Annotated in this window: 12 protein-coding genes; 8 read left to right on the forward strand and 4 right to left on the reverse strand. The window is 68.3% G+C overall.

All coding sequences use genetic code 11. The features are described from left to right. Positions 1 to 2: 2 nt before the first annotated feature. Positions 3 to 2,990, reverse strand: a complete 2,988-nt coding sequence (locus ACFVWG_RS30470; RefSeq protein WP_391547068.1) for a glycine--tRNA ligase — start codon at positions 2,988 to 2,990, stop codon at positions 3 to 5. 216 nt (positions 2,991 to 3,206) lie between these two features. Here ACFVWG_RS30470 and ACFVWG_RS30475 point away from each other — a divergent pair, with 216 nt between their 5' ends. Both ACFVWG_RS30475 and ACFVWG_RS30480 read left to right on the forward strand, forming a co-directional pair. Further along, positions 3,207 to 4,118, forward strand: a complete 912-nt coding sequence (locus ACFVWG_RS30475; protein WP_391546883.1) for a methyltransferase — start codon at positions 3,207 to 3,209, stop codon at positions 4,116 to 4,118. Continuing rightward, positions 4,115 to 4,906, forward strand: coding sequence for an alpha/beta fold hydrolase (locus ACFVWG_RS30480; protein ID WP_391546884.1), 792 nt, complete (start codon positions 4,115 to 4,117; stop codon positions 4,904 to 4,906). Before ACFVWG_RS30475 ends, ACFVWG_RS30480 begins: the two co-directional genes overlap by 4 nt. Here ACFVWG_RS30480 and ACFVWG_RS30485 read toward each other — a convergent pair. Beyond that, positions 4,862 to 5,221, reverse strand: coding sequence for a winged helix-turn-helix transcriptional regulator (locus ACFVWG_RS30485; protein ID WP_391546885.1), 360 nt, complete (start codon positions 5,219 to 5,221; stop codon positions 4,862 to 4,864). The two genes, ACFVWG_RS30480 and ACFVWG_RS30485, sit on opposite strands and share 45 nt — an antisense overlap. 63 nt (positions 5,222 to 5,284) lie before the next feature. Here ACFVWG_RS30485 and ACFVWG_RS30490 point away from each other — a divergent pair, with 63 nt between their 5' ends. Together ACFVWG_RS30490 and ACFVWG_RS30495 are read left to right on the forward strand one after the other, a co-directional pair. Then, positions 5,285 to 6,229: an NADP-dependent oxidoreductase gene (locus tag ACFVWG_RS30490; RefSeq protein WP_391546886.1), complete on the forward strand. Its 945-nt coding sequence runs from the start codon at positions 5,285 to 5,287 to the stop codon at positions 6,227 to 6,229. A 204-nt stretch (positions 6,230 to 6,433) separates the two neighbouring features. Further along, the gene (locus tag ACFVWG_RS30495; protein ID WP_391546887.1) at positions 6,434 to 7,060 is read left to right on the forward strand and encodes a superoxide dismutase; all 627 of its coding nucleotides are present in this window, start codon (positions 6,434 to 6,436) and stop codon (positions 7,058 to 7,060) included. 33 nt (positions 7,061 to 7,093) lie between these two features. Here the strand turns inward: ACFVWG_RS30495 and ACFVWG_RS30500 are convergent, their stop codons facing one another. Further along, on the reverse strand, positions 7,094 to 7,888 hold the full coding sequence (locus ACFVWG_RS30500) for an alpha/beta fold hydrolase (protein ID WP_391546888.1): 795 nt from the start codon (positions 7,886 to 7,888) through the stop codon (positions 7,094 to 7,096). A gap of 286 nt (positions 7,889 to 8,174) precedes the next feature. Between ACFVWG_RS30500 and ACFVWG_RS30505 the strand changes: the two genes are divergently transcribed. Together ACFVWG_RS30505 and ACFVWG_RS30510 are read left to right on the forward strand one after the other, a co-directional pair. Next, positions 8,175 to 10,472, forward strand: coding sequence for a M4 family metallopeptidase (locus ACFVWG_RS30505; protein ID WP_391546889.1), 2,298 nt, complete (start codon positions 8,175 to 8,177; stop codon positions 10,470 to 10,472). Between the two features lie 149 nt (positions 10,473 to 10,621). After that, positions 10,622 to 14,701: a GH116 family glycosyl hydrolase gene (locus ACFVWG_RS30510; RefSeq protein ID WP_391546890.1), complete on the forward strand. Its 4,080-nt coding sequence runs from the start codon at positions 10,622 to 10,624 to the stop codon at positions 14,699 to 14,701. On the opposite strand, the gene ACFVWG_RS30515 is transcribed toward ACFVWG_RS30510, so the two are convergent. Further along, on the reverse strand, positions 14,691 to 15,110 hold the full coding sequence (locus ACFVWG_RS30515) for a DUF4440 domain-containing protein (protein WP_391546891.1): 420 nt from the start codon (positions 15,108 to 15,110) through the stop codon (positions 14,691 to 14,693). The two genes, ACFVWG_RS30510 and ACFVWG_RS30515, sit on opposite strands and share 11 nt — an antisense overlap. A 58-nt stretch (positions 15,111 to 15,168) precedes the next feature. Between ACFVWG_RS30515 and ACFVWG_RS30520 the strand changes: the two genes are divergently transcribed. Together ACFVWG_RS30520 and ACFVWG_RS30525 are read left to right on the forward strand one after the other, a co-directional pair. Further along, on the forward strand, positions 15,169 to 15,591 hold the full coding sequence (locus ACFVWG_RS30520) for a phage holin family protein (RefSeq protein ID WP_391546892.1): 423 nt from the start codon (positions 15,169 to 15,171) through the stop codon (positions 15,589 to 15,591). Continuing rightward, positions 15,588 to 15,965 (forward strand): DUF3618 domain-containing protein, encoded by a 378-nt coding sequence (locus ACFVWG_RS30525; RefSeq protein WP_391546893.1) that lies wholly within the window; start codon positions 15,588 to 15,590, stop codon positions 15,963 to 15,965. Before ACFVWG_RS30520 ends, ACFVWG_RS30525 begins: the two co-directional genes overlap by 4 nt. Positions 15,966 to 17,088: the final 1,123 nt, after the last annotated feature.

Here is a 17,088-nt window from a genome sequence, read left to right on the forward strand (position 1 = left end):
GGTTACTCGGTGGGGGTTAGGGAGGTGCCTAGGGCTTGCCAGTCGAGGACTGGGGCGGCGAGGGTGCCGATGGTGGCCAGGAGGCCTAGGCGGGCTGCTTTGACCTCGGGGTCTTCGGCCATCACCAGGATCTCTTCGAAGAAGTTGGTGACGGGGTCGACGAGGATCGAGGCGGCGGGGACGAAGTCGCCGAGGGCGGTGGGCGCTTGGCCTACCTTCTGGACGGCTTCGTGCAGGACGACCTCGGCGGGCTCGGTCAGTTTGGAGGCGTCGTACGACGCTTCCGTGCCCTCGGGGACGATGCGGCGCACTCGCTGCAGGACGGCGACCAGTTGGGCGAAGTCGGCGCTGCCGACGAGGTCCTTGAGGCTGGCCAGGGTTTCGTCGGCGACTGCCGGGGCAGTGGCCAGCGGGAGGACGGCGGCTACCTGGAGGTGGTCGTCGCCGCGGTCGATGAGCTGCTGCTCGTAGCGACGGACGGTGAACTCGACGACCTCTTCCAGTGAAGAAGCCGGTACGGCGATGCCCTGGGCGCCGATCTCCGCCGCGGCGGCCTGGAGGCCGGTCGACAGGGTGATCGCGCGCAGCGACGGGTGCTCGCGCAGGATCGCGACCACACCACCCGCTGCACGACGCAGCGCGAACGGATCCGAGCTACCGGTGGGCTTCGCGCCGATGCCGAACAGACCGGCCAGCAGGTCGAAGCGGTCCGCGAGGGCCAGCAGCGCACCCGGAGTCGTGGACGGGACCGGGTCTCCGGCCGAGCGCGGGAGCTCCATGTCGAAGAGCGCCTGCGCGACTGCCTCGGTCTCGCCGGCACGGCGCGCGTACTCGCGAGCCATCGTCCCGGCGAGCGAAGTCAGCTCGACCACCATCTGCGAACCGAGGTCGAACTTCGCCAGCTCAGCCGCCCGGGTCAGCGTCGCCAAGTCGTCGCCCGAGACACCAGCCACCGGGGCCAGCGCGAGTGCGATCCGGCCGATGCGACCGGCGCGGTCGGCCATCGAGCCCAGCTTCTCCTCGAAGGCGAGCTTGTCGAGCTCGGCCTTCATGTCGGCCAGCGGCGTCTCGAGGTCGGCCCGCCAGAAGAAGGCGGCGTCCTCGTAGCGAGCGCGCAGTACGCCCTCGTTGCCGTTGCGGACGGTCGCCTCGTTGACCGAACCGTTCGCGACGGCCACGAAGTGCGGCAGGAGTTCGCCGTCGGCGCCGCGGACCGGCAGGTAGCGCTGGTGCTTGCGCATCACCGTGGTGAGGATCTGCGGCGGCAGCTCCAGGTAGTCGGCCGAGAAGTTGCCCAGGATCGGCGTCGGCTCCTCGACCAGGTTGACGATCTGGTCGAGCAGCGCGGACTCGGCCGCGAAGTCGATGCTCCCGGTGACCTCGGCGGCGAGCCGCTCGGAGGTCTCGACGATCAGCTGGCGGCGGCGAGCCGGGTCGGCCTCGATGCCGTGGATCCGGAGCAGGTCCAGGTAGCCCTCGGCGGACGCGATCTCCACCTTCGGCTGGGCCGCGGTCCGGTGCACGCGCGTGGTGCGGCCGGCGGTCAGCGACGACACGGAGACCGGCACGATCTCGTCACCGAGCAGGGCCACCAGCCAGCGGACCGGCCGGGTGAAGGACAGCTTGGCGTCGTTCCAGCGCATGTTCTTGTCCGAGCGCAGTCCGGCGACGATCTCGCTCAGGACGCCGCTCAGCACCTCGGCCGCGCCGCGACCCGGGTCCGGCTTGGTGACGGCGACGTACTCGACGCCGTCGACGTCCAGGGTGTGCAGCTCGCTGACCTCGACGCCCTGACCGCGGGCGAACCCGGCAGCGGCCTTGGTCACGTTGCCGTCGGCGTCGTACGCGGCGACCTTCTTCGGGCCGCGGTTGATACGCTCGGCGTCCGGCTCACCGGCCTGCACCTCGGCGACGAAGGCGACGACGCGGCGCGGGGTCGCGTAGACCGTGATGGCGCCGTGGCCGAGCCGGGTCGCGCCCAGCTTCTCGGTCAGCGCGGCCTTGACGGCCGCGGCGGTCTTGGTGACCTCCGACGGCGGCATCTCCTCGGTACCGATCTCGAAGGTCAGCTGGCGAGTGCCACTGGCCACCGGGAACGTCGTCGGCACGGGAGCGGCCGGCGGCAGCTCGGCGAGGCCGAGCGGGTGCTCCAGCTCGGTACGACGCTCTGCCCAGAGCTGGGCCACCTCGCGGGCCAGCGTGCGCATCCGGGAGAACGCCTTGGCGCGCTCCGTCGTGCTGACCGCACCGCGGGCGTCGAGGACGTTGAAGGTGTGCGAGCAGCGCAGCACCTGGATGTGCGCGGGCACCGGCAGCCGCAGGTCGAGCAGGCGGCGGGCCTCGTTCGCGTACTCCTCGAAGAGCCGCTTCTGCGACTCCACGTCGGCGTCGTCCAGGTAGTACCGGCTCATCTCGTACTCGGCCTGGCCGAAGGCCTCGCCGTACGAGATGCCGGGCGCGTAGGCGATGTCCTTGAAGTGCGAGACACCCTGCAGCGCCATCATGATCCGCTCGATGCCGTAGGTGATCTCCACCGACACCGGGTCCAGCGTCATCCCGCCGGCCTGCTGGAAGTAGGTGAACTGAGTGATCTCCAGCCCGTCCAGCCACACCTCCCAGCCGAGCCCCCAGGACCCCGTCGCCGGGTTCGCCCAGTTGTCCTCGACGAACCGGACGTCGTGCGCGTGGATGTCGACCCCGAGCGCGGTCAGGCTGTCCAGGAACAGCTCCTGCGGGTTGCCCGGGTCCGGCTTGAGCACCACCTGGAACTGGGTGTGCGTCTGCAGCCGGTTCGGGTTCTCGCCGTACCGGGCGTCGTCGGGCCGGACACTCGGCTCGACATAGGCGACCCGCCACGGCTCGGGACCGAGCACGCGCAGGATCGTCGCCGGGTTCAGCGTCCCGGCACCGACCTCGGTGTTGAACGGCTGCACGATCATGCAGCCCCGGTCGGTCCAGTACTTCGTCAGCGCGATCAGCGCGTCCTGCATGGTGAGCACAGCAAACCTCAAGCCGTCTTCGGGGATTCCTGGGCGAAAGTCTATTCGGTTTCCACCATCTAGAATGACCGGGTGACCTCGCCTCTGCATGCAGCGGTAGTCCGCTAGTTCCGTCGTCCGCTCCCCGGCGCCGATCAGGCCTCCGGGTGAGCCGTGCTGCCCTATTCAGCTTCGATGGCAGGGACGACTCTCTTGACACTCATCACCGTGGACGACTCCGTCTCCGCGGACCGGGCGCTGCGCCTGATCCGCGGCGGCAGCACCCTCCGCTGGGAGGGCGATTTCCAGAATGCGAGACAACTGCTCGCCGCGCTCGGTCGCCGGACCCGGCGGGTCCAGCAGCTCAATTCGTTGCTGATAGCAACAAGCGACTACGAGATCCGGTTGCGGCGGGCACCGGATGTACGGCATGCCTGCCGGCAGGCGTACGGTCCACCGACCGGCGACCGCCTGATCCCGTTACGCGAACTGCTCGGTGTGATCGGCGCGCATCAGTTGCGGGAACGCGGCATCTATCTACCTGCACTGAATGCCCGAATCCACCCACACTATGGAGTGTTCGCCCCCACAAGATCGGAGTACGTCGACCTGATCGCCGCCGAGCCGGTACCGCCAACGACGAAGGTGGCGTTCGACATCGGAACGGGCACCGGAGTGCTCGCAGCCGTGCTGGTACGACGGGGCATCCAGAAGGTGGTTGCCACAGACAACAATCCGCGCGCGGTCGCCTGCGCACAGGAGAACCTGCAGGGAACAGTGGAGGTGCTTGAGACCGACCTGTACCCACCCGGGCAGGCTGACCTGATTGTTTGTAATCCGCCGTGGGTCTCAAAACGGCCCAGGACGCTGCTTGATACGGCCGTGTTCGACGAGGACAGCCGGATGTTGCGGGGGCTTCTGTACGGCGTTCGCGAGCATCTCAATCCGGGTGGGGAGGCCTGGTTGATCATGGGGCTCAGGTCTCGGGACGAGCTGCTCACGATGTTCCGGGAGGCGGGATTGCGGGTGGTGGGGCGGTCGAGCGCCGTACCGACGCATCGGCGGGCTCGGGCGGATGAAACGACCGATTTGTGGCGGTTGTGTCCATCCGACGCGGCGCCGTTCGTGGAGGAGGCATGAACAACACAGAGCTTTACTACGAGGTACGTGGCAGTGGACCGCTCGTTGTGCTGGTCGGGGCGCCGATGGGGGCGGACTCGTTCGCACCGTTGGCCGAGCTACTCGCAGACGGGTACAGCGTGCTGACGACGGACCCGCGCGGCATCAACCGCAGCAAGTTCACAGACGGCGGTACGTCGACGCCGGAGCAGCGGGCGGATGACCTGGCCTGGCTGATCCGGGAGGTCGACCGCGGGCCGGCGGTCGCGTTCGGGTCGAGCGGCGGGGCGGTGAGCGTGCTGGCGCTGGCGCAGAACCATCCCGACACGGTCCACAAGGTGATCGCGCACGAGCCGCCGCTGGATCGACTCGTCCCGGACGGGGACGAGCTGCTCGCGAAGTCGGAGAAGCTGATGGCCGACTATCTGAACGGCGACCCGGTCGGAGCCTGGGAGCAGTTCTTCGCGCTGGCGAACATCCAACTACCGCCCGGCATGGCGCAGGCGATGTTCGGCGGCGACAGGGATCCGCAGCAACTGGCCGACGAGCGGTTCTGGTTCGAGCACGAGATGCGCGAGTCGATCAGTTGGCAGCCCGACATCGCCAAACTCACGAAGGTGGTCGTCGGTATCGGCGAAGACTCGAAGGGCCAGCTCTGCGATCGCACCTCGACCGCACTGGCCGACCTGCTCGGCATCGAGCCGACGAGATTCCCCGGCGGTCACACCGGGTTCGCGGACGACCCGAAGGCCTTCGAACCCGCGCTACGCCGTCAACTTGTCGAGATTGACTTCCACCCAGGTGCGTAGTGCGGAAAGCGGCACGGAGACGCTGTGGCCGAGGTCGGTCAGGGAGTACTCCACGTGCAGCGGCACCGCGGGGTAGATCTCGCGGTGCAGGAAGCCGTTCTCCTCCAGGCGCCGCAGGGTCGCCGTCAGCACCTTCGGGCTGATGCCCTGCAGTTGCCGTTGCAGCACACCGAACCGCAGTGGGCCGTCCTCTAGCGCACCGATCGCGAGGGCGGCCCACTTGTTCGCGAGCAGGTCGAGGACCTCGCGGCACGGGCACTGTGCCGCGTACACATCGTGGTGGTCGTGCTTTCCGGTGGCGCATAAGGTGCTCATACTTCCCAAAAGATAGCAGCTGCCCTTGCGGGAAACTAGGGCCCTATCGATACCTTCTCGGGCATGAGAGCTATCACCCAGAAAGAGTTCGGTGGCCCGGAGGTCCTGCAGCTGGTCGAGATCGACCGGCCCGAACCCCTGCCGACCGAGGTACTGGTCCGCGTCCACGCGGCCGGTGTGAACCCTGTCGACGCCAAGACCCGGGCCGGCGGCGGGGTCGCCGGCGTCCTCGGCGAGCTGCCGTTCATCCTCGGATGGGACGTGTCGGGCGTCGTCGAGGCGGTCGGCCACGGCGTGCACACGCTCGCCGTCGGCGACGAGGTCTACGGGATGCCCTGGTTCCCGCGGGCAGCCTCGGCCTACGCGGAGTACGTGACCGCCCCGTCCCGGCACTTCGCCCGCAAGCCTGCCGGCCTCACCCACGAGGAGGCCGCCGCACTCCCCTTGGCCGGACTGACGGCGTACCAGATCCTGACCGCACTGGCCGACGTACAGACCGGCCAGCGCGTGCTGATCCACGCCGCCGCGGGCGGGGTCGGCCACCTGGCCGTCCAGTTCGCCAAGGCGCTCGGCGCCCACGTCATCGGTACGGCGAGCGCCGCCAAGCACGAGTGGTTGCGCGAGCTCGGCGCCGACGAGGTGATCGACTACACGACCACCGCCGTCGAGAAGGCGACCGACGAGATCGACGTCGTGATCGACCTGATCGGCAGCAAGACGACCCTCGACCAGTCGATCCAGGTCCTCAAGCCCGGCGGCCTGCTGGTCGCCGTACCGTCCGGAACCTCCCCCGAGCTGCTCGAGTCGGCGAAACAGGCCGGTGTCCGGGTGAGCGGCTACCTGGTCGAGCCGGACGGGCACGCGCTCGGCGAGATCGCCGAACTGGTCGAGAGCGCCGCGGTCCGGGTCGAGGTCGAGCAGGTCTTTCCGTGGACCGAGGTCGCCGAGGCGCACCATCAGCAGGAGTCCGGCCGCACCCGCGGCAAGCTCGTGCTGACGGTCGACTGAGTCGTGAACTGAGACGCACCGTCGGTCCCTGTGGGGCCATATGTGAAGCTGGGGGTGTCCGGTGATTGATGCGGTTCGCATCGGGCACCGGTCGGAGGTGCTGCCGGGACCCGTCCCTCCGCGTGGCGCCTTGACCTCAACCGTGGTTGAAGTTTCAAGCTGGACAGGCACACGGCCCCGCAGGCCCCCGACGAAGGAGCAGAGTTGACCACGTATTCGCTTCCCGATCTTTCCTACGACTACGGCGCACTGGCCCCGAGCATCGCCGGTGAGATCATGGAGCTGCACCACTCCAAGCACCACGCGACCTACGTGAAGGGTCTGAACGACACCCTCGACAAGCTGGCCGAGGCCCGCGACAAGGGTGACTTCGGCGCGATCGTCGGCCTCGAGAAGACGCTCGCCTTCAACCTCGGCGGTCACGTCAACCACTCGATCTTCTGGAAGAACCTCTCCCCGGACGGCGGCGACAAGCCGGACGGCGAGCTGGGCGCGGCGATCGACGAGTCGTTCGGCTCGTTCGACGGCTTCCAGGCGCACTTCACCGCGGCCGCCACCACGATCCAGGGCTCCGGATGGGCGATCCTGGGCTGGGACGCGCTGGGCGGTCAGCTGCTGGTGCACCAGCTGTACGACCAGCAGGGCAACCTGCCGGCCGGGCAGACCCCGATCGCGATGATCGACATGTGGGAGCACGCCTTCTACCTGCAGTACAAGAACGTGAAGCCGGACTACGTCAAGGCCTGGTGGAACGTCGTCAACTGGGCCGACGCCCAGGCGCGTTTCGACGCCGCCCGCGCCGGCGCCGGCGCTCTGATCACTGGCGCCTGACAACCACCGAAGCCCTGGTGAACCGCGAACGGTTCACCGGGGCTTCGTGCTGTATTCGGTGATCACCGGCGCGATCGCCTTGGCCGCCATCATGTGCGTCTGACCTGGCACTTCATGCAGCTCCGCACCCGGTACGGCGGTTGCCACGGCCGCGACCGAGTTCTTCATCCACGCCGGGCTCTTGCCGCCGAAAACCGCCAGCACCGGTACGTCGATCGCCGCCCACTGTGTCGTATCGAGCGGCCGGCCCTGCCCGTTGTGCGTGACGAAGCGAGCGTCGTACGGGAGGGTGTGCGCCACTGCCTTCAGCTGCTTCCAGGCAGGCATCAGCCGCATCATCGTCACCATCGGCCCGGGCAGTCCGACGCCCTTGGTCATGAAGTACTTCACCGCATCGGCCGGATCCCGCGCCTCAAGGTCCGTGACGAAGGTGGCAGGCATCGGCTTGCGGGTGTCGTCCACCACGAACGGCGGCTCGAACGCGATCAGCTTCTCGATCGGCAGCCCGGCATTCGCGGCCGCCAGCGCGAGCGCCGCGCCGGACGACGTGCCATAGACGTACGCCGATCCGCCGGCGACCTCGATCACCGCGGCCAGATCCTCGATCTCGCGCTCGACCGCGTACTCCGCCGTGTCACCGGAGTCACCGCGACCGCGACGGTCGTAGTTGTAGACCGTGAAGTGATCCGCGAGCAGTTCGGCGAGCTCGGGCATCGGACCTTGGGCACGGCTGCAGAGCGCGCCGTCGACCAGTACGAGCGCCGGGCCCCCTGATCCCCGCCGGTCGTAGGCGATCGTCGTACCGTCCTTGGAAACCGTGGTGTGCATGGCACTGCTCCTTCGCTGAAGTGGTCTCGGCAGTGCGTCGAACATCCTCCCGCCAGATCGACACAGAGTGCGGAAATTACCCGGGGCGAGGAGGAAAACCCGTGTAGTCCGGAGGCTGATGTGACTTGGGTCACAGCCGGTCGCAATGCGCAGTCATCGGATGACAGGGTGCGGTCAACAAGCGTCCGCCCCGCTTGTCATGAGTTGGGGCCGTGACGTTCCGGCCAGGAACGAGCTTGGGGGCTCGTCCACGTTCCTGGCGCCAGACGGAACTGGGAGGATCTCTGTGAAATCCCGTACCTGGCTCGCCGGCCTTGCCGCCGGCGCAGTCGCTTTGACGTTGGCAGCGCCCAACGCCATCAACGCCTCGGCCGCGACCCCGGCCCCGAAGCCGTCGGTCCGCCAGCTCGACACCCCTGCGGGTGGCGGCGCCGGCATCGTCGCCAAGCGCGACGCCCTCGGCCGCGCCCACTCGCTGCGCCCGACCACGCCGCTCAAGGCACCCAAGTCGGTGAGCTCCAAGGCGGCCAAGGCTGCCACCAGCCGGCCCGACTCGGCCGCTGTCGCCAAGGCCCAGGTCGACGCGGTCGCGCCGTACTTCGGCGCCCGCCCGGCCGACCTGGTCGCGACCGGTACCTCGATGTCGGAGTACGGCTCGCAGACCCGCTTCCAGCAGACCATCGACGGCGTCCAGGTGTACGGCGGCGAGATCGTCACCAACCTGGACAAGGCCGGCTCGCTGGAGTCCGCCAACGGTGAGGTCGCCCTCGCCACCTACGGCGCGTTCCCGGCCGCCGACAAGGCCGACGCCGCCAAGGCCACCGCGCTGCAGTCGGCGCTGGCCGCTGTCGCCAAGCAGGGCAAGCTCGACGCGTCGAAACTCAAGGCTGAGCTGACCGGCCCGCGCTGGTTCGACATGGGCCTGGTGACCCGCCAGCCCGGCTCGGTCGCCATCCCGGTCTACCTGTACGAGGTGACCGGACCGAACGACGTCCGCTGGCAGGCCATGGTGCACGCCTCCGGCCAGGCGCTGCTCGCCTGGGACCTGAGCGAGAAGATCAACCGCGTCGTCTGCGACGCGAACCACGCCGTCATCTCCAACGGTGGCGAGGACGTCCGCTGCGGCACGGTGTTCGCGCCGTCCCGCGTCGAGGGCGGCCCGACCTCCGACGTCCAGGACGTCAACCAGGTCTTCGACTTCTTCGGTGACACCTCCGACACCTACCAGTCGCTCGGTACCGACCTGACCAGCCTGATCGGCGTCGACTACGGCGACGGCAAGGGCAAGGCGATCCGCGGCACCGTCCGGATCTGCGTCGACGGCGGCTGCCCCTACGCCAACGCGTTCTGGAACGGCGAGCAGATGGCCTTCGGCGAAGGCGTCAGCACCGACGACGTGACCGGCCACGAGCTGACCCACGGCGTCACCCAGCACACCTCGGGCCTGGCCTACCTGTGGGAGGCCGGCGCGATCAACGAGTCGCTGTCCGACATCATGGGCGAGTTCGTCGACCTGACCAACGGCTCGGCCGACGACACCGCCGAGAACCGCTGGCAGATCGGTGAGGGCTCCAGCCTCGGCGTGATCCGCAGCATGTCCGACCCGACCAAGTTCGGTGACCCGGACAAGCTGAGCAGCCCGAACTGGTTCGACGACACGTTCTTCCAGGACAACGGTGGCGTGCACTTCAACTCCGGCGTCGGCAACAAGACGGCGTACCTGATCGCCGACGGCGGTGCCTTCAACGGCCAGAAGATGCTCGGTATCGGCCTGGCCCGCTCCGAGGTGCTGTGGCACGAGACCCAGAAGGTGCTCACCACCGGCGCCGACTACGGTGACCTCGCCGAAGGCCTGCGCGCGACCTGCGACAAGCTGGCCAAGAAAAAGAAGTCCGGCATGACCAAGAAGGACTGCGCCCAGGTCGAGCTCGCCATCAAGGCGACCGAGCTGGACGCCGAGCCGGCCGGCGGGCTGCCCGCCCAGGCTCCGGTCTGCGACACCGCCGGCGCGAAGGTCAAGAACCTGCTGAAGACCTCCTTCACGGAGTACCCCGACGGCAAGGTCGTCCGCGACCAGGGCTGGGTGCTGGGCAAGGCCGAGGGCGTCGACGGTTCGCTCGTCGACACGTCGTACAGCAAGGACGGTGACGACTCCATGTTCGGCATGGTGACGGCCCCGGACCAGGCGATCGGCATCCAGACCGCCAACGGCACCAAGATCAAGAACCAGAAGACGTACCTGCGCTTCCAGCACGCGTACAACTTCTACAACGTGTTCATCATCTACGCGATCCGCACGGGTGTTGCCACCTTGGAGTACTCCGACAACGGTGGCGCGACCTGGCAGGACACCGCCGGCCTGACCGGCTGGACGAACGGCCCGTCCGTCGACCCGAACTTCGACGACGAGCCGGCCACCTGGCACGGCAACTCCGGAGGCTGGGAGACCAGTCGGCTCGACCTGACTCAGTTCCAGGGCAAGCAGGTCAAGTTCCGCTGGACCCTGCACGGCAAGGACAACGTCGACCTGGTTCCGGCCAACTGGTGGCTCGACAACGCGAGCATCTACACCTGCTCCAAGTAACACTCTCGCGGTATCCGAAGGCCCGGTGGATGCACCCACCGGGCCTTCGGCCTGTCCACCCTTTCGATGCACGGGAAATCCATTTCTCCCACGGAACTCGACGGCTAGGGTGCTGCCCAAGAGCTGCCCACCGCCCCGGGAGATCACTCATGGAAGACCAGTCCGCCTGTTCCAACCCTGCCTGTGGCGGAACGTGCCCCAAGGCCGGGATCGCTCGACGTACCTTCCTCTCGATCAGCGCGGCCGGTCTCGGTGCGCTCGCCGTACCGGGTGCACTCCGAGCCGCCGCGGCGCCGGTGCCGCGAGCTCCGATGAGTGCGGCCGAGGCTGCGGCGTTGGCCGATCGTGGGGTGCCGACGGAGTACTCCGGTGCGGCGCTGGCCAAGATCGGGATGCCGGTCGGTGGTGGGTGCGCGGGTCAGGTTTACCTGTCCGGTGACGGGCGGATGTGGGGCTGGGATGTCTCGAATGCGATGACCTATCCGCTCGGCGGCGCTGATTTCTCGGGGTCGCACTACGTCGCACCGCTGTCTGCCGACGCCCCCGGCGCGACTCGCTTCCGGCAGGGGTTCGCGCTGCGTACCGGCACAACAGCCCGGTACGTCGATGCTCGCGGCTTCGGCGATGTCCGGTTCACCGGGCAGTATCCGATCGGCCGGGTGTCCTACCAGAGCACCGAAAGCCCGGTCCAGGTCACTCTCGACGCGTTCTCGCCGTTCATCCCGTTGGAGACTCTCGACTCGACGCTGCCGGCCACGGTGTTCGCGTTCACGCTGCGCAACACATCAGCCTCGGCGGTGGACGCGACCCTGCTCGGGTACTCCGAGAACCCGGTCTGTCTGGACAGCCGACGGAACCAGCCGACCACGCAGCGCGCGACCGCGTTCGGGTCCGGGATCGAGTGGTCCGCGGCCGACCCGGCCGAGTCACTGCGAGCGGACGTCCTCTTCGAGGACTGGGAGCGCGAGACGTACGACGGCTGGACGGCGACCGGCACCGCCTTCGGCTCCGGACCCGTCGTGACGACCGCCGTACCGGAGTACATGAAGCGCTTCGGTGATCTACGGGCGCACGGGACGCGGTTCGTCACGTCGCACAACTACCGCGCCAACCCGAACGACATCGACGGCGCCGATGCTCATCAAGGCACGCTGACCAGCAGGTCGTTCGTGATCGATCGCCGGTACGTCGCGGTCTCGGTCGGCGGCGGCACCCGGCCGCAGGTCCAGATAGTTGCTGATGGCACCGTTCTCGCGAGCGTGGGCGGCAGCGACACCGAGCCGATGAGCGTGCGGTTGCTGGACGTCACGGCGTACCAGGGACGTACCGCGCAGGTGCGGATCGTGGACGACGTCGCCGGCCCGTGGGCCCATCTGAACGTGGACCGCATCGTCTTCAGCGACCGCGCCGACGTGAGCTTCGAGACCTGGGACAGCGACACGTACGGCGGCTGGACGACGACCGGCGACGCCTTCGGGAGCGGACCGGTGAAGCCGGCCCAGACCCCGGCTCTGATGCAGCGGTTCGGCGATCTGAACGTCTACGGATCGCGGTTCGTCACGTCGTACAACTTCCGGCTCAGCGGCGATCCGGACAACCGGACCGGCACGCTGACCAGCCCATCGTTCGAGATCTCCCGCCGGTACGTCGCGGTCGCGATCGGCGGCGGTAACCGGGCGAGCGTGAATGTGGTTGTCGATGGCAACATTGTGGCCACGGCAACGGGGACCAACAGCGAACCCCTGGTAGGGCAACTGCTTGACGTCGGCAACTACGAAGGCCGGACCGCCCGGATCCAGGTGGTCGACAACGCGACCGGTGCCTGGGCGCACATCAGCGTCGGCAGCATCACGTTCACCGACCGCGCCGACGTGGTCTTCGAGGACTGGGAGCGAACCGACTACTCGGGCTGGACAGTCACCGGTACGGCGTTCGGAGCCGGACCGGTCGCGGTCACGGAGACGCCGGAGGGTTTCCGGCGGCCGTTCGGTAACCGCACCGAGCTGAACGTGTCGGGGAGTCGGCTCGTGACGTCGTACAACTTCCGCGACGGGTCGTTGGACGGCTCGCAAGGCACGTTGACGAGCCGCGTGTTCACCATCGACCGGCGCTACATCACTGTCTGGGCAGGCGGCGGCAGCAATCCGGCGACGACCGCGGTCAACCTGCTGATCGACGGCGCGGTGGTCGCGACCGCCAGCGGCGCGGACATCGAACCGCTGGACGCGATCTGCTGGTCGGTCGGCCGCTGGGCCGGGAAGTCCGCGCAGATCCAGATCGTCGACCGCTCGAGCGGCGGCTGGGGGCACGTCAACGTCGACCGGATCATCTTCAGCGACCGGCCGATCCGCCAGCAACCCGTTGCCGACCGCACCGATGGGGGCAGTTTCGCGTTGGCCTCGCTCGACCCGGGTGCCGTCGTCCGGCGGTCGATCGCGGCCTGGTCGACACCGGCCGAGCTGTTCGATGCGGCGGACGGTCCGGCCGAGATGGACAACACCGGCACGCAGGTCGGCACGGTCGCGGTCAGTGTCCGGCTGGCGCCGGGCGAATCACGGACCGTGCACTTCGTGCAGAGCTGGTTCTTCCCGACTCCCGAGCGCCGCCTCTTCGGCGACCTCGTCGACGGCCAGACCTTCCTGCGGCACTACGCGACGCGCTTCGCCTCCGCCCGGCAGGTCGCGGAGTACGTCGGTACCCATCTCGACCGTCTGGAGTCGGGCACGCGCGACTGGGTCCGGACCTGGTACGACGATTCGACCTTGCCACACTGGTTCCTCGAGCGGACCTTCGCGACCGCGTCGACGATCGCCACCGGCACCAGCAACCGCTTCAGCAACGGCCGCTTCTACGCCTGGGAAGGCGTGTACTGCTGCGTCGGCACGTGCCAGCACGTCTGGAACTACGCACAGGCGATCGGCCGGCTCTTCCCCGACCTCGAACGCGACACCCGCGAACGCGTCGACCTCGGCATCTCCTTCCGCCCCAACGGCGAGCTACTGAACCGCGGCGAGGTCAGCGGCGACCCGTCGTTCGCCGACGGGCACTGCGGCACGATCCTGCGAATCTACCGGGAACATCAGATGAGCCCCGACACGGCGTTCCTGAGCCGGGTCTGGGCCAAGGTGAAGACCTCGGTCGAGTACCTGATCTCCGCCCGCGACGGCGCCGATCAGGACGGCATCATCCGCGGCAGCCAGCTGAACACCTTGGACGCCGAGTGGTGGGGCGAGATTCCGTGGCTGAGCGGCCTGTACGTCGCCGCCCTGCGCGCGGCTGCCGCGATGGCCACCGAGATGGGTGACACGGCCGCGGCCACGCGGTTCACGACGATCGCCGACCGCGGATCGTCGTACCTGAACGGGCCCTTGTGGAACGGGACGTACGGGTACTACGTGCACAAGGTCGATCCCGCGCACCCCGCGACCAACACGAACCGCGGCGTGTACATCGACCAGATGTACGGGCAGACCTACGCCGCCCAGCTCGGGCTGCCCCGGGTGTTCGCGGCGGACAAGGCGCGGATCGCGTTGGGGAGTCTGTATCGGAACAACTTCCAGCCGAACCCCGCGGCGTACCGGCCGCCAGGCATTCCCGCGGGCCGCGTTTACACGGCCGCCAACGAGCCGGGCACGATCATGGTGACCTGGCCGAACGGCGGCTCGACCGAGTCCGGCGGGCACCCGTACTTCAACGAGGTGTGGACCGGCCAGGAGTGGCAGTTCGTCGCCCATCTCTTCGCGGAGGGGATGACGGCCGAGGGGCTCGCGGTGTCACGGGCGATCTACGACCGGCATCGGGGCGAGAAACGCAATCCCTACAACGAGATCGAGGCCAGCGACCACTACGCGCGAGCGATGATGAGCTTCGGCGCGTACCTGGCGGCGTGCGGGTACGAGTACCACGGACCGCGCGGCCATCTCGGGTTCGCACCGCGGCTGACTCCGGAGGAGTTCGCGTGCGCGTTCACGGCCGCAGAGGGCTGGGGCCGCTACCACCAGACCCGTACGGCGACCTCACAGGTGGCGACGGTCTCGGTTCGGCACGGCCGAGTACGCCTGTCCACACTCGCCTTCGAGACCGCACGCCCAGCCACCGCGGTAGCAGTGACACACGCCGGTACGACGTTGCCGGCCACGCTCGCGGTGACCGGGACCCGTGCCGTGGTCACGCTCAGCACGCCGGTCGTCGTGACCGACCAGGACCTGGTGATCACCCTCACGGCATAGGGACGCCTTCGCGCTCGTCGTCCCAGGCGGCGGCGCTGATCCGCCACCCGGCCGCGGTCCGGACGAACTGAATCGTCTTCATTCCGCGGCCGGTGAAGGGCTTGCCGTCCTGACTGCCTTCCTTGGCATAGGCGCCGTACCAGTGCGCGATGTCGCCGAAGACGTCGAGGCGGCCCTCGAGCGGCCACTCGTGGAAGTCGCTGAGCGTGCCTCCGGTGAGGAGCGCACGGCGGGGCGCGATGAACTCGTCGACCGTGTACGCCAGCGGCTCGCTGCCGCAGGTGCGGACGATGACGGCCTGCGGGATGAACAGCTCCGGCAGGGCGTCCAGGCGCTCCTCGCAGTCCGGGCCGGAGACGAACGCGTCGAAGAACCGGCGGATGAGCTCGTTCAGGGCGGTCTGGTCCATGTTCACAACCTAACCGGATGGGTACCGGGCGTGACATCCGATCACGGGAGGCCGAGAAATGAGCACGCGTTCAGGCGTCGTACGGGAAGAGCCTGTTGGTGCGCTGGTGAGTGACCTGACCAGCGACATGAGCCGACTGGTTCGGGACGAGTTACAGCTGGCCAAGGCCGAACTGAAGGACAAGGGCAAGGAAGCCGGGGTCGGAATCGGACTGTTCGGTGGGGCCGGGACGGTCGCGCTCTACGGACTCGGTGCATTGATCGCGGCGGCCATCTGCGGGCTCGCCGTCGTCCTGCCTGCCTGGCTGGCGGCGCTGATCGTCGCCGTGGTGCTGTTCGCAGTGGCCGCGGTTGCCGCGCTGCTCGGTAAGCGTCATGTCAGTCACGCCACTCCGCCCATTCCGCAACGCGCCGTTGAGGGGGTCCACGAGGACCTCGAAGCACTCAAGGGCCACCATCCGGAAGGGACTCTCACGTCATGAAGCACCGCGAAGACCTCACCGAGACCGAGGCGCTGCGCCTCGAACTCGAGCAGACCCGCGCTCACCTCGCGGAGACTGTCCAGGCACTCTCCGAGCGGGTGAACGTCCCGCGCCGCCTCAAGGAGTCGGCCGCGGAGGCAGGCAGTCGCATGAAAGCCAACGCAGGGATGGCCGGCAGCCGTGTGAAAGCCAACGCAGGGATGGCCGGCAGCCGTATGAAGGACTCCGCCGGGATGGCCGGTCTGCGGGTGAAGGACACCGCCGGCCAGGTGCCCGCGATGACCAGGGAACACCCGAGGGCGACCGCCGCGGTCGGTGGCGCCTTGGTCCTCGGCGCCGGCGCTGCTGCCTGGCTGGCCACCCGCCACAAGTAGCCCCGGACACTTCAGGGGTTATCCCCGCATCTTGCCCCTTCTCCCTCCGAATTTTGACGGGAGAAGGGGCACTTTCACGGGTTATCCCCTCAAGTTGCTGGTTCTCCCCTCATTGAGTGACCCCGCCACCTGACCCTGAGCACGGCTCAACCACTCCGACCGGCGTCGCGTGGTCGAGGGGTGCACAAAGTGACCCCGCCACCCGACCTTGAGCACGGCTCAACCACTCCGACCGGCGTCACGTGGCTGAGGGGTGCACAAAGTGACCCCGCCACCCGACCTTGAGCACGGCCCAACCACTCCGGCGGGCGTCACGTGGTTGAGGGTGCACAAAGTGACCCCGCCACCCGACCTTGAGCACGGCCCAACCACTCCGGCGTCGCGTGGTTGAGGGGTGCTCAAGGTGGCTTACGGGGTTGGGGGTGGCGGTCCGGCGATCGTGGGTTCGCGGGGTGGGAGTGCGTGCGGTTGACGGGTGCGGTCGTCGGTGAGTTTTCGTCGCCTGGACCCGAAAACTCACCGATAGCGCAAGGTCCGGGCGTCACGTACCTCAGCCACAGCCCGGAAGCCCAGGCAACGTGCACCTCGGTCGCCGACCTCGCCATCCCCCTCAGCCATCTGCTTGGCGCGCGCGAAGCTTTCAGCCGACCGCCGGAGGCGGCCGGGGCCGCGCGGCGGGCCAGGTCAGTGACTCGGCCGGGTACGTCGGGTTGTGGCTGAGGTTGGTTGCGGCCGATCAAAAGACGGGGTGGCTGGGCGATGCGGTGGCTGAGGGGGATGGTGCGGTCGGTGACCGCGCTCTCCGTTGCCTAGGGCTGACGGGCTTTGGTTGCGGTCGGAAAGAAGCCTCGCGGGTAACCGTTGCTTCTGGCCGGCCGGCTGGCCGGCGGGTTGATGCGGGGGGAGGGCGTGGGGTAGCCGGCGGCGGACCGCCAGCACCGTCTAACTCTGCGCGGCTCGGACACTTCACGCTCAGCATCATCCGCACGAGTCGCCGCACGAGAGGTTGGACGGTGGCACAGGTCCGATACCCGGAGGGCGCCGGGATACAACCCGGGGGTGCGCACACCCCGCCGGGGACCTTGAACAAGCTATGCCTTGTCCACTGTCCCCATTTCCTGTC

The organism is Kribbella sp. NPDC058245, from assembly GCF_042882005.1.
GTDB lineage: Bacteria > Actinomycetota > Actinomycetes > Propionibacteriales > Kribbellaceae > Kribbella.

Coding starts and splice junctions, on each gene's coding strand:
- ACFVWG_RS30470 (WP_391547068.1), bottom strand. CDS start 2,990: ATGCAGGACGCGCTGATCGCGCTGACGAAGTACTGGACCGACCGGGGC.
- ACFVWG_RS30480 (WP_391546884.1), top strand. CDS start 4,115: ATGAACAACACAGAGCTTTACTACGAGGTACGTGGCAGTGGACCGCTC.
- ACFVWG_RS30485 (WP_391546885.1), bottom strand. CDS start 5,221: ATGAGCACCTTATGCGCCACCGGAAAGCACGACCACCACGATGTGTAC.
- ACFVWG_RS30490 (WP_391546886.1), top strand. CDS start 5,285: ATGAGAGCTATCACCCAGAAAGAGTTCGGTGGCCCGGAGGTCCTGCAG.
- ACFVWG_RS30500 (WP_391546888.1), bottom strand. CDS start 7,888: ATGCACACCACGGTTTCCAAGGACGGTACGACGATCGCCTACGACCGG.
- ACFVWG_RS30510 (WP_391546890.1), top strand. CDS start 10,622: ATGGAAGACCAGTCCGCCTGTTCCAACCCTGCCTGTGGCGGAACGTGC.
- ACFVWG_RS30515 (WP_391546891.1), bottom strand. CDS start 15,110: ATGGACCAGACCGCCCTGAACGAGCTCATCCGCCGGTTCTTCGACGCG.
- ACFVWG_RS30520 (WP_391546892.1), top strand. CDS start 15,169: ATGAGCACGCGTTCAGGCGTCGTACGGGAAGAGCCTGTTGGTGCGCTG.
- ACFVWG_RS30525 (WP_391546893.1), top strand. CDS start 15,588: ATGAAGCACCGCGAAGACCTCACCGAGACCGAGGCGCTGCGCCTCGAA.